Genomic DNA, 15,936 nt, shown 5'->3' with positions numbered 1-15,936 from the left:
TGTCCGAGGCGAGGAAGGCGAAGGCCAGGAGATGCCCGCTCTTGCCGACGACCGTGCCCGCGAGAGTGTTCACACCGGTCAGCGTGCCCGTCTTGGCGCGCACGAGACCGGCCGCGCCGTTGGTGTACCGCGAGCTCAGGGTGCCGGTGAAGCCGGCCACGGGCAGGCCGGTGAGGACCGGGCGCAGGCCGGGACGGCCGGGGTCGCCCGCCTTGACCAGGAGGGCGGTGAGGAGGTCGGCCGTGAGCCGGTCGTCGCGGTTCAGTCCGCTGCCGTCGTGGAAGGCGGCGCCCGCCATCGGCAGGCCGAGCTTGCGCAGCTGGGTGGCGATGGCCTTCGCGCCGCCGTCGATGGCGGCGGGCTGCCCGCTCGCCAGGGCGGTCTGCCGGGCCAGGGCCTCCGCGATGTCGTTGTCGCTGTTGGTCAGCATCCGCTCGACCAGCTGCGACAGCGGCGGCGAGGAGACCCGGGCGAGGGTCTGCGCGCGCGTGCTGGCCTTGGACGGGCCGGGGGCCGTGGTGGTGATGCCGGCGTCCTTCAGGAAGCCCGCGAACCGGGTGACCGCGTCCACCGCCGGGTCGCCCACGCGGGGCGCCGGGCCCTCGGTGGAGGCGTCGGTGCGGCCCTCGTCCACGGTCAGGGCGCTGACCGGGGCGAGGTTGTCGTTGGCGCCGATGGGGTGCAGGGCGGGGCCGGTGAAGAGGGTGGCGTCGTACGAAAGGGTGATCTTGTGGATGCCGCGCCGGTCCAGCGCCTTCGCGGTGCCCGCGGCCAGCGCCCGCAGGCCGGCCCAGCCGCCCGTCTTGGCGTGCGCGGTGAGGGTGGGGTCGCCGCCGCCGACCAGGACGAGTTCCCGGGTGTCGGGCTCCAGGGCGGTGCGGGTGGTGAGGCGGTGGTCGGGGCCGAGGGCGGACAGCGCGGCGACGGCGGTGGCGATCTTGGTGGTGGAGGCGGGCGTGAGGGCCTTGCCGGCGTCGGCGCCGTAGAGGCGCTCGCCGGTGGTGACGTCGACGACGGCCGCCGCGTGGCTGTCACCGAGCGCGGGCACGTCCAGCAGCGGCCCCAGGGCGTCCGAGAGCGCCTTCGCGTCCGGAGAGGTCTTCTTGGTGCCGACGGCGCCCGTGGTGCCGCCGAGGCCCGTCAGCACGGCCGCGGCGCTCGGCGCGGGCCGGCGTGCCCCCGCGGCCCTGCCGGAGCGGCCGTGATCTGCGCCACCTGACCGCTCCAGTGCGGCGGCGCGGTCCCGCTCGGCCGTACGCTGACCGTTGGCGTCCCAGGGACCGGCCACGGTCACCACGCCGGCGGCCAGTGCCAGGCCGGCGGTGGCGGCGCCCGCGGTGTACTGCCAGGTCCTGACGGTCCGCGGACGGGGGAGGTGGACAGGCCTGACGCGGACGGCTTCCGTCAGCCGCGCGATCCGCGGCCGGGCGGCCGTCACGGCGCGCGCCAGACCCGGTCGTACGGCGGCCGCGATCCGCGCCACGCGCGGTCTCGCGGCCCGCCAAGGTCCCAGCTCAGGCACGACCACCAGCCCCTTTCGCGATCACACACCTGCGTGAGGGACACTTAACCACCAGAACTATGTGCTGATCATGGAGGAGCCACCGGTGGAGTTCGACGTCACGATCGAGATCCCGAAGGGTTCGCGGAACAAGTACGAGGTGGACCACGAGACCGGTCGGATCCGCCTGGACCGTCGTCTCTTCACCTCGACCGCCTACCCGACCGACTACGGCTTCGTCGAGAACACCCTCGGCGAGGACGGCGACCCGCTGGACGCGCTGGTCATCCTGGACGAGCCGACCTTCCCGGGCTGCCTCATCCGCTGCCGCGCGATCGGCATGTTCCGCATGACGGACGAGGCGGGCGGCGACGACAAGCTGCTGTGCGTCCCGGCGACCGACCCGCGCGTGGAGCACCTGCGCGACATCCACCACGTGTCGGAGTTCGACCGCCTGGAGATCCAGCACTTCTTCGAGGTCTACAAGGACCTGGAGCCCGGCAAGTCGGTCGAGGGCGCCAACTGGGTGGGCCGGACGGACGCCGAGGCGGAGATCGAGCGGTCGTACAAGCGCTTCAAGGAGCAGGGCGGCCACTGAGCACCCGCTCGCGTGAACGGGCCGCACGCGTACGCGTGCGGCCCGTTTCGCATGTCCGCACAGGTACGGCCCGTCCGGGTACGTGTGCGCATACTGATGCTTACGGCAAGTGCGGTACAGGGAGCGGTGCGAGGTGACGGAGACGGAGGAGCGCAAGCCCCGGTCGGACGAGGCGCGGTACGACCCGGAGATCACGTCCGAGTTCGCCATCCCCGAGGGCCTCGACGTCCCGAGGGCCGGCGAGTCGGAGACGACCTCCGAGTTCGCGGTGCCGAAGGGGCTGGAGACCCCGCAGCCGCCCAGTGCCGAACCGGAGGGCTCGGCGTTCGGCACGCCGAGCACCTACAGCGCGAAGAGCGCGCCGGCCGCGTTCACCCCGGCCACGGGTGTGCCCCTGGTCAGCCTGGTCAAGGACGCGCCCTGGCAGGACCGGATGCGCACGATGCTGCGCATGCCGGTGACGGAGCGGCCGGCGCCGGAGGCGGTGCAGCGCGTGGAGGAGGGCGGTCCTGCCGTCCCGCGCGTCCTGGACCTGACCCTGCGCATCGGTGAGCTGCTGCTGGCCGGCGGTGAGGGCGCGGAGGACGTGGAGGCCGCGATGTTCGCGGTGTGCCGGTCCTACGGCCTGGACCGGTGCGAGCCGACCGTCACCTTCACGCTGCTGTCGATCTCGCACCAGCCGTCGCTGGTGGAGGACCCGGTGACGGCGTCCCGGACCGTCCGGCGGCGGGGCACCGATTACACGCGTCTTTCGGCCGTCTTCCGGCTGGTGGACGACCTGACCGACCCGGAGACCCATGTCTCCCTGGAGGAGGCCTACCGGCGCCTGGCGGAGATCCGCCGCAACCGGCACCCGTACCCCGGCTGGGCGCTGACCCTGGCGAGCGGGCTGCTGGCCGGCGCGGCCTCCGTGCTGGTCGGCGGTGACCCGATCGTGTTCCTGGCGGCGGCCGTCGGCGCGATGCTCGGCGACCGGCTGGCGTGGCTGTGCGCGGGGCGCGGGCTGCCGGAGTTCTACCAGTTCACCGTGGCCGCGATGCCGCCCGCTGCGATCGGGGTGGCGCTGACCCTGGCACACGTGGACGTGAAGGCGTCCGCGGTGATCACCGGTGGGCTGTTCGCGCTGCTGCCGGGGCGGGCGCTGGTGGCGGGGGTGCAGGACGGGCTGACGGGCTTCTACATCACCGCCTCGGCCCGGCTGCTGGAGGTCATGTACTTCTTCGTGGGCATCGTCACCGGGGTGCTGACCGTCCTGTACTTCGGCGTGAAGATCGGCGGCAAGCTGAATCCGGACGCGCAGCTGGGCATCTCCGACCGGCCGCTGATCCAGATCGCGGCCTCGATGCTCCTGTCGCTGACCTTCGCCGTACTGCTCCAGCAGGAGCGGTCCACCGTGCTCTGGGTGACCCTCAACGGCGGGGTGGCCTGGTCGGTGTACGGCGCGATGCGCTACGCGGGCGATATCTCGCCGGTGGCCTCCACGGCCGTGGCGGCGGGGCTCGTGGGGCTGTTCGGGCAGCTGCTGTCCCGGTACCGGTTCGCCTCGGCGCTGCCGTACACGACGGCGGCGATCGGGCCGCTGCTGCCCGGTTCGGCGACGTACTTCGGACTGCTGTCCATGGCGCAGAACGACGTGGACAAGGGACTGGTGTCGCTGGCCAAGGCCGCGTCGCTGGCGATGGCCATCGCCATCGGGGTCAACCTGGGGTCGGAGATCTCCCGGCTGTTCCTGCGCATCGGTTCCGCCGGGAAGCGCAGGGCCGCCAAGCGGACGCGCGGGTTCTGAGCCGCCCCGCCCCCCGCGCCCCGGTCAGTGGCCGCGGTTGTCGTGCGGGTACTGGTTCGGGTCGTGCTGGTTCGGATCGTACTGACCCTGGTCGTACTGGTTCTGGCCGTACTGGTTCTGGTCGTACTGGTTCTGGTCGTACTGGTTCTGGTCGTACTGGTTCGGGTGCTGCTGGGGGTACTGCTGCCGGTCGTAGGACTGCCCGGCGTCGTAGCCCTGGCCGTCGTAGCCCTGGTTGCCGTACCCCTGATGCCCGTGGCCCTGGTTCTCGTAGCCCTGGTTCCAGTCCTGCCGCCGGGGCTGCTGGGGCTGCTGGGGCTGCTGGTACGGCTGCTCGTACTGCGGGGTGTACGGCTGCTCGGGCTCGACGCGCCGCAGGCGGGTCGTGGCGTCGTCCATGACCGGGGGGTGCTGGTACTGCGGCTGCTGGTGGACGGGCTGGGCCTGCTGGTAGGCGGGCTGCCGCGCGGGCTCCGGGGCGCTCTGCCCGGCCTTCTTGCTCTTGCCGCGCGCCCGCAGGTACTCGATGGCGATCGGGATCACCGAGACGAGGACGATCAGGATCAGGATCGCCTCGATGTTCTTCTTGACGAAGCCGATGTTGCCGAGCCAGGAGCCGAGCAGGGTGACGCCCGCGCCCCACAGCACACCGCCGATGACGTTGAAGGTCAGGAACGAGCGGTACTTCATGCCGCTGACGCCCGCGATGATCGGCGTGAACGTGCGCACGATCGGCACGAAGCGGGCCAGGACCAGGGACTTCGGGCCGTACTTCTCGAAGAACTCGTGCGCCTTGGTGACGTTCTCCTGCTTGAAGAGGCGGGAGTCCGGCCGGTTGAACAGGGACGGGCCGACCTTCTTGCCGAACATGTAGCCCGCCTGGTCGCCGAGGATCGCGGCGAGGGAGATCAGCGCGATGGCGGCCCACAGCGGGAAGTCGAGGTCCCCGGACGTGATCAGCAGGCCGCACGTGAACAGCAGCGAGTCACCCGGCAGGAAGAAGCCGATGAGCAGGCCGGACTCGGCGAAGACGATGAGCAGCAGACCCCAGACGCTGTACGTGTCGAGCAGATAGTTGGGATCCAGCCAGCTCGGGCCGAGGGCGAATGTCATAACGGGTCCGGCTCCTGAGAGGTGAAGGCGGCTACGGCAGCTGAACGTCGATGGGGCGCCGTACAAAACTATCAACGTAAGGGGACCATCCCGGGTTCCACCGCGTCACCGTGGGGTGCCCGGGCCCGGGGAGCCGGCCCCGGGCCCGGACGTCAGGAGGCGGTGTGCCGGTCCGCGTTGGCGAGGATCGCGTCGCGCAGGTGCTCGGCGAGCCCGGGGCGCATGGCGTCGTAGAACGCCTTGAAGCGCTCGTCGGAGACGTACATCCGCGCGAAGCACCGGTGCGTCTCGTAGGGAACCTCGAAGTAGTACCGGCCGATGTGCCGCCGGTGTTCCTCGGCCAGGTCCATGGCCGCCGCGCCGTCCGGCCGCTCACCGGCGGCGACCAGGGCGGCGTACCGCTCGCCCCAGTCGTCCACCTCGGCCTGGATGCGCTTCCAGTCCTCCTTGGTGTACGTCGCGGCGCGGCGCCGTGACTCGGCGTACGCCTCGGTGCCGCCCCAGCGCTGCTCGGCCTCCTCGGCGTACTGCTCGGGGTCCTTGTCCCCGAAGACCTCGAACCGCTCCTCCGGTGTCAGGTCGATGCCCATCGTGCGTGCCTCCAAGGCGTGCTCCACGGCCGCGGCCATCTCCTGCAGCTTCTCGATCCGGGCGGTCAGCAGGTCGTGCCGGCGGCGCAGGTGTGCGCGCGGGTCCGCGTCCGGGTCGTCGAGCAGGGCCGCGACCTCGTCGAGCGGGAAGCCGAGCTCGCGGTAGAACAGGATCTGCTGGAGCCGGTCGAGGTCGGCGTCGCCGTAGCGCCGGTGGCCGGCGTGCGTCCGCTCGCTGGGCACGAGCAGGCCGATCTCGTCGTAGTGGTGCAGCGTGCGCACCGTGACGCCGGCGAACCCCGCGACCTGTCCCACGGAGTAGCTCACTTTCCGCTCCTTGTCGTCGGTACGCCCCCACGCTGCGGCCTCACGTCGCGTGAGGTGCAAGCCGACAGCGTGTTCCGCATGCCGCGGTTCCGGATGTTGCGGGCATTTCGTCCGCTTATGGTGAGCCCGTGGCCGAGGAGACGACGCAGCAGGCGCCCCCGAGCGCTCCGAGCGCCCCGGCACGGGCTCTGCTGCCGTTCATCCTGCCCGCCCTCCTCGTGGGCGTGGCCGCGAGCCTGGTCTTCGTCGGGGTGAGCACGGCGGGGGAGAAGCTCCAGCGCCTGCTGTGGGGGCCGTTGCCGGACGCCCTCGGCGTGGGTCGCTCCAGCGGGCTGTGGATGTTCGTCGTGCTCCTGGCGACCGGGATCGCCGTCGGGCTGGTGGTCTGGAAGGTCCCCGGCCACGCCGGCCCCGACCCGGCCACCGTCGGACTGGACGCACCGGTGCTGCCGCCGGCCGTCCTGCCGGGCCTGGTGCTGGCCACCGCGCTCATGCTGGCCGGCGGTCCGAGCCTCGGCCCGGAGGCCCCGGTCATCGCGGTCAACGTGGGCCTCGCGGCCTGGCTGGGCGCGCGCTTCCTGCCCCGGACGCCGGGCGCCCTGTGGCCGGTGCTGGCGGAGGCGGCGACGATCGGCGCGCTGTTCGGCACACCGGTGGCGGCGGCACTGGTGATCTCCGAGGCGCTGGCGGGGCGGCCGATGCCGGGCCGGCTGTGGGACAACGTGTTCGCGCCGCTGACCGCGGGCACGTGCGGGGCGATCACGACGGCTCTGGTGGCCCGTCCGACCTTCGACCTGGGACTGCCGCCCCTGGGCCACCCGCGCGCGAGTGACCTGCCGGCGGCCCTGGTGATCGCCTCGGTCGCCGCGCTGCTCGGCATGTGCGCCGTCCGCGCCTTCCCGTACGTCCACGCGGCCTTCCGGCTGCTGCGGCACCCGATGCTCATGCTTCCGGCCGGCGGGCTCGTACTGGGGGCCCTGGCGGCCCTGGGCGGCCGGCTGACGCTGTTCAAGGGCGTGACGGAGATCGGGCAGCTGGCCCGCGACCCGCAGGGCTGGTCGGCGGGACAGTTCGCCACCATGACGGTGGTGAAGCTGGCCGCGCTGGTCGTCGCGGCGGCCTGCGGCTTCCGGGGCGGCCGGATCTTCCCCGCGGTCTTCGCCGGCGCCGCGCTGGGCCTGTGCGCCCACGCCCTGGTACCGGCCGTGCACCTCGCGGTGGGCGTGTCCACGGGCGTGCTGGGCATGCTCCTGGCGATCACCCGGCAGGGCTGGATGAGCCTGTTCACCGCCGCCGTCCTGGTCACCTCGCCCGGGACCCTCGCCCTGCTGTGCGTCGCCTCGCTGCCGGCCTGGCTGCTGGTGACGGGCCGTCCGCAGATGCAGTTGCGGCAGGACGGGACCCCGGTCCGATGACTCTCCCCACCCGACCCCCACTGACTCCCGACACCCTCTTTCCTGGAGGCACATCCCGATGGCCCTGCACAAAGGTCCCGAGAAGCACGAGCGGCGGACGATGTCGGTCAACCCGTTCTTCGGGGAGGCCAACCCCGTCGGCGGCATGACCGAGGCCCCGCCCACGCACCGGCTCCCGGACGCCCCGCTGCCGCCGTCCACGGCGTACCAGCTGGTGCACGACGAGCTGATGCTGGACGGCAACTCCCGGCTGAACCTGGCCACCTTCGTCACCACCTGGATGGAGCCGCAGGCCGGGGTGCTGATGGGCGAGTGCCGGGACAAGAACATGATCGACAAGGACGAGTACCCGCGCACGGCCGAACTGGAGCGGCGCTGCGTGGCGATGCTCGCGGACCTGTGGCACGCGCCGGACCCCTCGGCGGTCATCGGCTGCTCGACGACCGGGTCCAGCGAGGCGTGCATGCTCGCCGGGATGGCGCTGAAGCGGCGCTGGACGAAGCGGAACGCCGACCGCTACCCGGGCGCGCGGCCCAATCTGGTCATGGGCGTCAACGTCCAGGTGTGCTGGGAGAAGTTCTGCGACTTCTGGGAGGTGGAGGCCCGGCTGGTCCCGATGGAGGGCGACCGCTTCCACCTGGACCCGCAGGCGGCCGTCGACCTGTGCGACGAGAACACCATCGGGGTCGTCGGCATCCTCGGCTCGACCTTCGACGGCTCCTACGAGCCGGTCGCCGACCTGTGCGCGGCCCTGGACGCCCTCCAGGAGCGCACCGGCCTCGACATCCCGGTGCATGTGGACGGCGCGTCCGGCGGCATGGTGGCCCCCTTCCTGGACGAGGACCTGGTGTGGGACTTCCGCCTGCCGCGCGTGGCGTCGATCAACACCTCCGGGCACAAGTACGGGCTGGTGTACCCGGGCGTCGGCTGGGCGCTGTGGCGGGACAAGGAGGCGCTGCCCGAGGAGCTGGTCTTCCGGGTGAACTACCTGGGCGGCGACATGCCGACCTTCGCGCTGAACTTCTCCCGGCCAGGCGCCCAGGTGGTGGCGCAGTACTACACGTTCCTGCGGCTGGGCCGGGAGGGCTACCGGGCCGTGCAGCAGTCGACACGGGACGTGGCGACCTCGCTCGCCTCCCGGATCGAGTCGCTCGGCGACTTCCGGCTGCTCACGCACGGGGACCAGCTCCCCGTGTTCGCGTTCACCACCGCCGACCACGTGACCTCCTACGACGTCTTCGACGTCTCCCGGCGGCTGCGCGAGAACGGCTGGCTGGTGCCCGCCTACACCTTCCCGCCGAACCGCGAGGACCTGTCCGTGCTGCGGATCGTGTGCCGCAACGGCTTCTCGCACGACCTCGCCGACCTGTTCCTGGACGACCTGGCCCGCCTGCTGCCCGAACTGCGCCGGCAGCCGCACCCCCTGACCCGCGACAAGGAGGCGGCCACCGGCTTCCACCACTAGGGTCTTCCGTCCGGATCAGGCCGAACCGGGCCTGATCAGGCCGGACCAGGGAGCGGAGTCCGGGCCGGTGGCGGGCTCGTCCGGGAACGGCGCCGCGGGGTCGGTGATCAGCGAGGCGGCCAGGTCCGGGCGGCGGCGCATGCCGCCGCTCCGCCGGAGCGGGCGACCGGGGTCCGCCCGGTGCCGGTGAGGCCGAAGCGCTCCAGGAGCTCCGTGGCGCGCACGCGCGCGTGGCAGGCGCCGAGGTGGTGCGGAGGGGCGAACGTCTCCAGGTTCCGCCGGCCGTCGAGCCGCTCGTCCGGGGCCGCGCGCCGGCCCGGCGGACCGATGCGCCGCGGACCGCGCGGGCGTCGGTCAGCACGTCGTGCCCGGCGACCGGACACGCCCGCTGCCGGGCCCGGCCAGGTGGACAGGATCGCGGACCGGGGTGTTCCCGCCCGCGCCGTCCGTCTGCTCAGCGGTCGTCCTCCGGATGCCGCTCCGCTGTCGCGTACGGGTTCTCCTGCCCCTCGGCGAGCACGCCCACGAACGGCTCGCCCTCCCCCGCGAAGGTGTACGCGCCCGACTCCAGGCGGTCGATGAGCCCCTGGGTCCAGGCCGCGTCGGAGTCGGCCGTGTGGACCCAAAGGCGCATGATCTCCCCGATGTGGCCGAGCTGCTCCGGGCCGCCCTCGGGGACGTAGTGCTCGGTGACGGCGGTCCGCCACCGGGCGATCCGGCGGATCCGTTCCCGCAGCAGCTCCAGGGCCTCCGCGCGGGGCAGTTCGACCAGGAAGCCGATCGCCGCGGACTGGATGTCCGTCTTCTGGTCGTAGGAGACCAGGGACTCGCGCAGCAGCCGGAAGAACTCGTCCTCGCCCAGGTCCGTGACCTCGTACTCCACCCGTGGCGGCCCGCCGGCCGTGGACGGCGCGATCTCGTGCGCGTGCAGCAGTCCTTGCTTGGCCATCTGCTTCAGGGCGTGGTAGACGGAGCCCGGCTTGGCGTTGGACCATTCGTGCGCGCCCCAGTACTCCAGGTCGTTGCGGACCTGGTAGCCATGGGCCCGCCCGTGCTGGCGGACGGCGCCCAGCACGAGAAGACGGATCGCTGACATGGGGTCCAGGTTAGGACCCCGCGATCACCCTCAGGAGCCGCCCCGCTCCAGCGCCACGAGCTCGAACGCGGTCTTCCCGTCCAGGGACTCGCGGATGATGTCGGCGTGACCGGCGTGCCGGGCCGTCTCCCGGATCAGGTGCAGACACAGCCAGCGCAGCGACACACGGCTCTCCGGCGGGAACCAGGGGTCGGGCGGCAGCGGGAAGGTGTCGTCCAGGCTGGGCGCCGAGCGGATGAACTTCTCCGTCTCGGCGGCCACCTGCTCCCAGTACGCCAGCTGCGAGGCCACCGTCTCGTCATCGGCCAGCCGGAAGGTCTCGTGCCAGTTGGACTCGTCGCGCCGCACCGCCGGCGGCTCCTGCTTCGCGCGGGCGATCCAGCTCTGCTCCCCCTCCGCGACGTGCTTGAGCAGCCCGCCCAGGGACAGCTCGCTGACGCTGGGGCGGGTACGGGCCTGCTCCTCGGTCAGCCCGAGCAGTGCCCGGCGGATACCTCCGCGCTGTTCCTCGATGAACGCGAGCAGCGCCCCGCGCTCGTCGCCCTCCGTCTCCGCCGCAACGTGCATGACCATGGCCTGCCGCCTTTCCTCGGACCGGTTCGCCGGGGCGGTTCCCCCGACACCGACGACGCTACGGGCCCTCACGGTCAGGTGCTGTCCGCAAGGGCCCGCGCGCGCGAGGACGCCGGAAAGCCGGGCGCGGGATGGCAGGAGGCGCGGGAGAGCGGGAGGCGGGGCGACGGGGGCGCGGCTAGAACGGGAACGCGCTGCGCCCGTGCTGCACCGAGATCCACTTCACCGTGGTGAACGCCTCCATCGTGGTCTCGCCGTTGAGTCGGCCGAGACCGGAGTGCTTCTCACCGCCGAAGGGCACGATCGGCTCGTCGTGGACCGTGCCGTCGTTCACATGGAACATGCCGGTGTCGATCCGCTTGGCGAAGGCCACGCCCCGCTCGATGTCGGCCGTGTGGACGGCGCCGCTGAGGCCGTACGGGGTGTCGTTGACGATCCGCACGGCCTCCTCCTCGCCGTCGAACGTGAGGAGGAAGACGACCGGGCCGAAGACCTCCTGCTGGAGCAGCGGGGAGCCGGCCGGGACGCCGGTCAGCACGGTCGGCTCGACCAGGTTGTTGGTCGTGGTGCCGCGCACCAGGGCGGTGGCGCCCTCGGCGAGCGCCTGCTCCACGGTGCCGGAGACGGCGCCCGCCTGCGCGGAGTTGATCACCGGGCCGATCACGGTCTGCGGGTCGCGGGGGTCGCCGACCTTGAGGGTGCGGACCTTGGCGACGAACTTCTCGGTGAACTCGTCGGCCACGGACGCGTCCACGAGGACCCGGTTGGCGGCCATGCAGACCTGGCCCTGGTGCACGAACCGGCTGAAGACCGCCGCGTCCACCGCGTAGTCGATGTCGGCGTCGTCCAGCACCACCAGTGCGCTGTTGCCGCCCAGTTCGAGCACCGCGCGCTTGAAGTGCCGGGCGCAGACGGTGGCGACGTGCCGGCCGACCTTGTCCGAACCGGTGAAGGAGATGACCTTCGGGACGGGGTGCTCCAGGAACGCGTCACCGATCTCGGCGATGTCGGTGACGACGACGTTGAGCAGGCCGCCGGGCAGCCCGGCGTCCTCGAAGATCTTCGCGAGCAGCGTGCCGCCGGCGATCGGGGTGTTCTGGTGCGGCTTGAGCACCACGCCGTTGCCGAGCGCGAGGGCCGGCGCGACCGACTTCAGCGACAGCAGGAACGGGAAGTTGAAGGGGCTGATGACGCCCACGACGCCGACCGGCACGCGGTAGACGCGGTTCTCCTTGCCCTCGACCGGGGAGGGCAGGATCCGGCCCTCGGGGCGCAGCGCGAGGTGGACCGACTCGCGCAGGAACTCCTTGGCGAGATGCAGCTCGAAGCCGGCCTTGACGCGCGTGCCGCCCAGCTCCGCGATGATCAGGTCGGCTATCTCCTGCTCGCGGTCCTCTATCAGCCGCAGGGCCCGCTCGAAGACCGCGCGCCGGACGTAGGGGTTGGTCTCGGCCCACTTCTTCTGGGCCCGGGCGGCGGCCTGGTAGGCCTCGTCCACCTCGTCGACCGTGGCCACCGTGATCGAGGCCAGCTTCTCGTCGTCGTAGGGGTTGAAGTCGATGACGTCCCAGGAGCCGGTGCCCGGCCGCCACTCGCCGTCGATGTACTGCTGGGCCAGGTCGGTGAAGTAGGACGACATGTGATCCCTCAATCGCTAGCGGTCACAGATCTGTGCCGGGTCTGATCGAGCGTCATCCTACTTGTGAGTCACCAGAGTTGGGGCTTGTCAGGACAGTTGCAGCAGGCCGCGCAGGAGGTCGCGGCTCTCGTCCGGGCCGGGGCTGTCCTGCTGGAGTTCCTTCAGGGCCTGCTCGTACTGGGCGACGTCCTCGCGCTTGTCGAGGTAGAGGGCGCTGGTCAGCTGCTCCATGTAGACCACGTCGGACAGGTCGGACTCGGGGAAGCTGAGGATGGTGAAGGCGCCGCTCTCGCCGGCGTGCCCGCCGAAGCTGAACGGCATGACCTGGAGCCGTACGTTGGGCCGCTCGGAGATGTCGATCAGGTGCTGGAACTGGCCGCGCATCACCTCGCGGTCCCCGTAGGGGCGGCGCAGGGCGGCCTCGTCCAGGACGACGTGGAACTCGGGGGCGTTGTCGGCGAGCAGGTACTTCTGCCGCTCCAGGCGCAGCGCGACCCGGCGTTCGACGTCGGCGAGGCTCGCGCCCCTCATGCCGCGCCGGACCACCGCGCGGGCGTACTCCTCGGTCTGCAGCAGGCCGTGCACGAACTGCACCTCGTAGGCGCGGATCAGCGAGGCGGCGCCCTCCAGGCCCACGTAGGTGGGGAACCAGCTGGGCAGGACGTCGGTGTAGCTGTGCCACCAGCCCGCCACGTTGGCCTCCCGGGCGAGGGAGAGCAGCGACTCGCGCTCCGCCTCGTCCGTGATGCCGTACAGCGTCAGCAGGTCCTCGACGTCCCTCGTCTTGAAGCTCACCCGGCCCAGCTCCATCCGGCTGATCTTCGACTCCGAGGCGCGGATCGAGTACCCCGCCGCCTCACGCGTGATCCCCCGCGCTTCCCGCAGTCGCCTGAGTTGCGAGCCGAGCAGCATCCGCCGCACCACCGATCCGGGCTCTCCCGCGCTCACTTTCGCCAGCCTCCCCAACCGTCTTCAGGGGCCGAAGTCTGCCACTAAAACACTTCGAGCAGTACTCGTCCGGTTACGGAAACGGAAAGAGCCCGCCCATTTCCACCCGGGGCGGACCGGGGAGAGGTCCGGACCTCTGGCGGGGAACGGCGGCAAGATGGCAGAAAAAATGGCCAAGAAGCGGTACGGGAAGTGTCATTTCGGTCCCGTGCACGTGCATCTGCCCTTGCATCTGTTGTGCGCATCCGAAACCATGGTGCCGCGCCACCGCTGCATCGCAACGACCGCGAATTCCCGGGAGTGCCTCGCATGGGGACGAATGGATCGACCATGCTCAAGCCGTTACGGCAGGGCCTTCCGCCGCTGGATCCCGCGGCCGTGTCCGATGCCGCCTCCTGCGCCCTGCCCGCCCGGTTCGAGGCGGTGCGCGAGGCCCGGCGCTTCACCCGGTGCACCCTGGAGCAGTGGGAGGTCGGCGACCGCTTCGACGACATCTGCCTAGTCGTCTCCGAGCTCGTCACCAACGCGCTGCGCCACGCGGTACCGGCCGCGCCGCGCGGGGGCGAGGCGCACCCGTCCGTACGGCTGCACCTGATGCGCTGGACCGAGCGGCTGGTGTGCGCGGTGCGCGACCCGAGCCACGAGACCCCGGCCCCGCGGGACTCGGACGACTTCTCGGCCGAGTCGGGCCGCGGGCTGTTCCTGGTCGACTCCTTCGCCGACAGCTGGGGCTGGCACCCGCTCGCGGGCACGCTCGACGGCAAGGTGGTCTGGGCGCTGTTCCGGCTGCACACGGCCGGCTGATCCGGTTCGGCACCGGCGGGCGCGCGGTTTCCGCGCGTCCACCGGGCCGCGCCGGTGCGCCCCGCCGACATCGTTGCCAGGGCGCGGCGAGAGCGGAGTGCCGGCGTCAGCTCGCGATCAGATGGTCGAACTCGCCGTCCTTGACGCCCGCGAGCATGGCCTCGATCTCCGCGCGCGTGTAGACGAGCGCCGGCCCGTCCGGGAAGCGCGAGTTGCGTACGGCGACGTCGCCGCCCGGCAGCCGCGCGAACTCCACGCAGGACCCCTGCGAGTTGCTGTGCCTGCTCTTCTGCCAGGCCACTCCGTTCAGCTGCGTGGCAGCCATGCCGTTGTACACGTCGTACCCGCCGTACACGCCGTCAACGTCGCGGTCCACAGGTCGCTCCCCGAGTGGTGCACTGGCTGCTGAGGCCATAGATGCTGTAGTCAACTGACCCGGATCATAACTCTGTTCACGTGCAACTGCATGAGCAAATGCACGTGCACGGGTAGTGCTGCCACGGTTACAGCCTTGACGTCCGCTTTACCGAAGCCGCTCCAGCGCCTGCCCCGGAGCGGGCAGACCATGCCCCCTCCGGCCCCCGCCCACGATCTTGCGTGCCATCGGCTGGGCGGGGTCGTCCGGATCGAACCCCTCGTGCACTAGGAAGAGACGCGTACCGCGCCCCTCATGTTCCAGGGTCGGGATGATCGTCCATCGGCCGGGTCGGCCGGATCGGCATCCGCCCGGCGGAGGGACAGCATCCGCGGGTGCTCCCCTCCTCCCCGGAGGCCCTTCCGACCCACCGGGGATTCCCGTGCCGCGTACGGAAGTCCTCCCGGTGACTGCTGGTAGCTTGCGCTGCGGGCCGTCCGGCGAGGGCGGCCGGCCGCTATCGCTGAGGGAGCTTCCGGTGACTACTGCGACTGCGAGGACGCGGGCGAGCGCGCGAGGGCGGGGCGCGGCCCTGGCCGTGGGGCTGGCGGGCGCGCTGGCGCTCACGGCGTGCGGCGGCGGTGGGTCCGGGGGCGGGGAGGGCAGCTCGGCGTCGCCCTCGAAGAGCGCCGCCGCGGCCCCGTCGCCGGGCGCGGCCTCCCCCGCGGGCGGCTCCGCCAAGCTCCAGGGCAGCTGGATCACCACCGCCGGCGGCAAGATCGTGGCTCTGGTGGTCACCGGGAAGAAGGCCGGGATCTTCGCGACCGGCGGGACCGTGTGCAGTGGCACGGCGGGCGCCGAGGACGGCATGCAGATGATCCGTCTGACGTGCAGCGGCGAGGACAAGGGGCGCTCCACCGGCATGGTCGACTCGGTCGACGGCACGACGCTCAAGGTGACCTGGTCGGGCGGGGCCGGCCAGGAGACGTACACCAAGGCGGAGGGCGGGAAGCTGCCGTCGGGACTGCCGACGGCGCCGGTACGGCGGTGAGGACGCTTTCCCGGCGCTCGAAAGCGGCCGAGCACCATCTGAAGTGGTGAATCGGGACGGGGTGCGTGATCGCGTCCCGGACGCAGGGGCCATGATGCGGGGGAGACCGTCACCAGCTCGATGGGAACCTGCTCATGCGCGTCATTCCGCTCACCGTCACCGCTCTCGCCGCCGCTCTGCTGCTGACCGCCTGCAACGGCAGCGGCGGGAACAAGAACGGCAAGAGCGGCTCCGCCTGCGAGATCGGCGGGGTCTCGTTGCAGATCGGGGCGGCGAGCGTGGCCCCGGCGGCCGGGGACACCGGCGAGATCCCGGTCAGCATCACCAATCAGAGCACCCCCTGCACCCTGGACGGCTTCCCGGACGTCGTGCTGAACGGGGGCGGTTCCAAGACCCGGGTACCTGTACTGAAGGGCGCGAAGGCCCAGAAGCTGAAGCTGGCCAAGGGCGACTCGGCGTCCTTCTCCATCAGCTACGTGCGCGGAGCCGAGGGCGCCAAGAACGCGCTGGCCGCGCAGACCGTGAAGATCACCCTGCCGGGCTCGGACACCGGCCGGACCTTCCCGTGGAAGTACGGCCCGGTCGCGGCCAAGACCACCGGAACCGGCCCGGACGCGTCCGTGAGCGCCTTCCAGCAGGTGGGCGACTGAGGGGACGAGGGGGTCGCGGAGCGAC

At 71.7% G+C, this 15,936-nt stretch carries 15 protein-coding genes and 1 pseudogene; 7 read left to right on the top strand and 9 right to left on the bottom strand.

Features of this window, described 5'->3' with window-relative positions:
* On the bottom strand, positions 1–1,528 hold a 1,528-nt coding region (dacB, locus tag ACZ5DC_RS12375; protein WP_468651967.1), incomplete at its 3' end, for a D-alanyl-D-alanine carboxypeptidase/D-alanyl-D-alanine endopeptidase.
* Between the two features lie 79 nt (positions 1,529–1,607).
* Between dacB and ACZ5DC_RS12370 the strand changes: the two genes are divergently transcribed.
* Together ACZ5DC_RS12370 and ACZ5DC_RS12365 are read left to right on the top strand one after the other, a co-directional pair.
* Complete coding sequence (locus ACZ5DC_RS12370; protein WP_029381130.1) at positions 1,608–2,099, top strand: inorganic diphosphatase; 492 nt, start codon at positions 1,608–1,610, stop codon at positions 2,097–2,099.
* 133 nt (positions 2,100–2,232) lie between these two features.
* Complete coding sequence (locus ACZ5DC_RS12365; RefSeq protein ID WP_468651965.1) at positions 2,233–3,885, top strand: threonine/serine exporter family protein; 1,653 nt, start codon at positions 2,233–2,235, stop codon at positions 3,883–3,885.
* A gap of 24 nt (positions 3,886–3,909) precedes the next feature.
* Here ACZ5DC_RS12365 and ACZ5DC_RS12360 read toward each other — a convergent pair whose 3' ends face one another.
* Together ACZ5DC_RS12360 and ACZ5DC_RS12355 are read right to left on the bottom strand one after the other, a co-directional pair.
* Complete coding sequence (locus tag ACZ5DC_RS12360) at positions 3,910–4,998, bottom strand: VTT domain-containing protein (protein ID WP_468651964.1); 1,089 nt, start codon at positions 4,996–4,998, stop codon at positions 3,910–3,912.
* 152 nt (positions 4,999–5,150) lie between these two features.
* Complete coding sequence (locus ACZ5DC_RS12355; RefSeq protein WP_468651962.1) at positions 5,151–5,915, bottom strand: MerR family transcriptional regulator; 765 nt, start codon at positions 5,913–5,915, stop codon at positions 5,151–5,153.
* Positions 5,916–6,043: 128 nt separating this feature from the next.
* On the opposite strand from ACZ5DC_RS12355, the gene ACZ5DC_RS12350 reads away from it, so the two are divergent.
* A complete protein-coding gene (locus tag ACZ5DC_RS12350) occupies positions 6,044–7,330 on the top strand; it encodes an ion channel protein (RefSeq protein WP_468651960.1) in 1,287 nt (428 codons plus the stop codon).
* A gap of 58 nt (positions 7,331–7,388) precedes the next feature.
* Positions 7,389–8,795, top strand: a complete 1,407-nt coding sequence (locus ACZ5DC_RS12345) for a glutamate decarboxylase (protein ID WP_468651958.1) — start codon at positions 7,389–7,391, stop codon at positions 8,793–8,795.
* A 57-nt stretch (positions 8,796–8,852) separates the two neighbouring features.
* Here the strand turns inward: ACZ5DC_RS12345 and ACZ5DC_RS12340 are convergent.
* From ACZ5DC_RS12340 to ACZ5DC_RS12320, 5 genes and pseudogenes are all read right to left on the bottom strand, one after another.
* A pseudogene (locus ACZ5DC_RS12340) lies at positions 8,853–9,242 on the bottom strand (ATP-binding cassette domain-containing protein); the annotation flags it as partial.
* 7 nt (positions 9,243–9,249) lie between these two features.
* The gene (locus ACZ5DC_RS12335; RefSeq protein WP_468651956.1) at positions 9,250–9,891 is read right to left on the bottom strand and encodes a PadR family transcriptional regulator; all 642 of its coding nucleotides are present in this window, start codon (positions 9,889–9,891) and stop codon (positions 9,250–9,252) included.
* A gap of 30 nt (positions 9,892–9,921) precedes the next feature.
* Positions 9,922–10,464, bottom strand: coding sequence for a DinB family protein (locus ACZ5DC_RS12330; protein ID WP_468651954.1), 543 nt, complete (start codon positions 10,462–10,464; stop codon positions 9,922–9,924).
* Between the two features lie 178 nt (positions 10,465–10,642).
* On the bottom strand, positions 10,643–12,103 hold the full coding sequence (locus ACZ5DC_RS12325; protein WP_468651952.1) for an aldehyde dehydrogenase family protein: 1,461 nt from the start codon (positions 12,101–12,103) through the stop codon (positions 10,643–10,645).
* Positions 12,104–12,190: 87 nt separating this feature from the next.
* Positions 12,191–13,015, bottom strand: coding sequence for a helix-turn-helix domain-containing protein (locus ACZ5DC_RS12320; RefSeq protein WP_468652076.1), 825 nt, complete (start codon positions 13,013–13,015; stop codon positions 12,191–12,193).
* Between the two features lie 345 nt (positions 13,016–13,360).
* Here ACZ5DC_RS12320 and ACZ5DC_RS12315 point away from each other — a divergent pair, with 345 nt between their 5' ends.
* Positions 13,361–13,855: an ATP-binding protein gene (locus tag ACZ5DC_RS12315; protein ID WP_468651950.1), complete on the top strand. Its 495-nt coding sequence runs from the start codon at positions 13,361–13,363 to the stop codon at positions 13,853–13,855.
* Between the two features lie 106 nt (positions 13,856–13,961).
* Here the strand turns inward: ACZ5DC_RS12315 and ACZ5DC_RS12310 are convergent, their stop codons facing one another.
* On the bottom strand, positions 13,962–14,231 hold the full coding sequence (locus ACZ5DC_RS12310) for a DUF397 domain-containing protein (protein ID WP_468651948.1): 270 nt from the start codon (positions 14,229–14,231) through the stop codon (positions 13,962–13,964).
* A gap of 517 nt (positions 14,232–14,748) precedes the next feature.
* Here ACZ5DC_RS12310 and ACZ5DC_RS12305 point away from each other — a divergent pair.
* Both ACZ5DC_RS12305 and ACZ5DC_RS12300 read left to right on the top strand, forming a co-directional pair.
* Positions 14,749–15,261 (top strand): hypothetical protein, encoded by a 513-nt coding sequence (locus tag ACZ5DC_RS12305; RefSeq protein ID WP_468651946.1) that lies wholly within the window; start codon positions 14,749–14,751, stop codon positions 15,259–15,261.
* Positions 15,262–15,395: 134 nt separating this feature from the next.
* Positions 15,396–15,911 (top strand): DUF4232 domain-containing protein, encoded by a 516-nt coding sequence (locus ACZ5DC_RS12300; protein ID WP_366750229.1) that lies wholly within the window; start codon positions 15,396–15,398, stop codon positions 15,909–15,911.
* Positions 15,912–15,936 lie beyond the last annotated feature (25 nt).

Source organism: Streptomyces sp. NPDC031445 (assembly GCF_055581365.1).
This window is presented reverse-complemented; position numbering and strand designations above follow the sequence as displayed.

Coding starts and splice junctions, on each gene's coding strand:
- ACZ5DC_RS12360 (WP_468651964.1), bottom strand. CDS start 4,998: ATGACATTCGCCCTCGGCCCGAGCTGGCTGGATCCCAACTATCTGCTC.
- ACZ5DC_RS12345 (WP_468651958.1), top strand. CDS start 7,389: ATGGCCCTGCACAAAGGTCCCGAGAAGCACGAGCGGCGGACGATGTCG.
- ACZ5DC_RS12335 (WP_468651956.1), bottom strand. CDS start 9,891: ATGTCAGCGATCCGTCTTCTCGTGCTGGGCGCCGTCCGCCAGCACGGG.
- ACZ5DC_RS12330 (WP_468651954.1), bottom strand. CDS start 10,464: ATGGTCATGCACGTTGCGGCGGAGACGGAGGGCGACGAGCGCGGGGCG.
- ACZ5DC_RS12325 (WP_468651952.1), bottom strand. CDS start 12,103: ATGTCGTCCTACTTCACCGACCTGGCCCAGCAGTACATCGACGGCGAG.
- ACZ5DC_RS12320 (WP_468652076.1), bottom strand. CDS start 13,015: ATGCTGCTCGGCTCGCAACTCAGGCGACTGCGGGAAGCGCGGGGGATC.
- ACZ5DC_RS12315 (WP_468651950.1), top strand. CDS start 13,361: ATGGGGACGAATGGATCGACCATGCTCAAGCCGTTACGGCAGGGCCTT.
- ACZ5DC_RS12300 (WP_366750229.1), top strand. CDS start 15,396: ATGCGCGTCATTCCGCTCACCGTCACCGCTCTCGCCGCCGCTCTGCTG.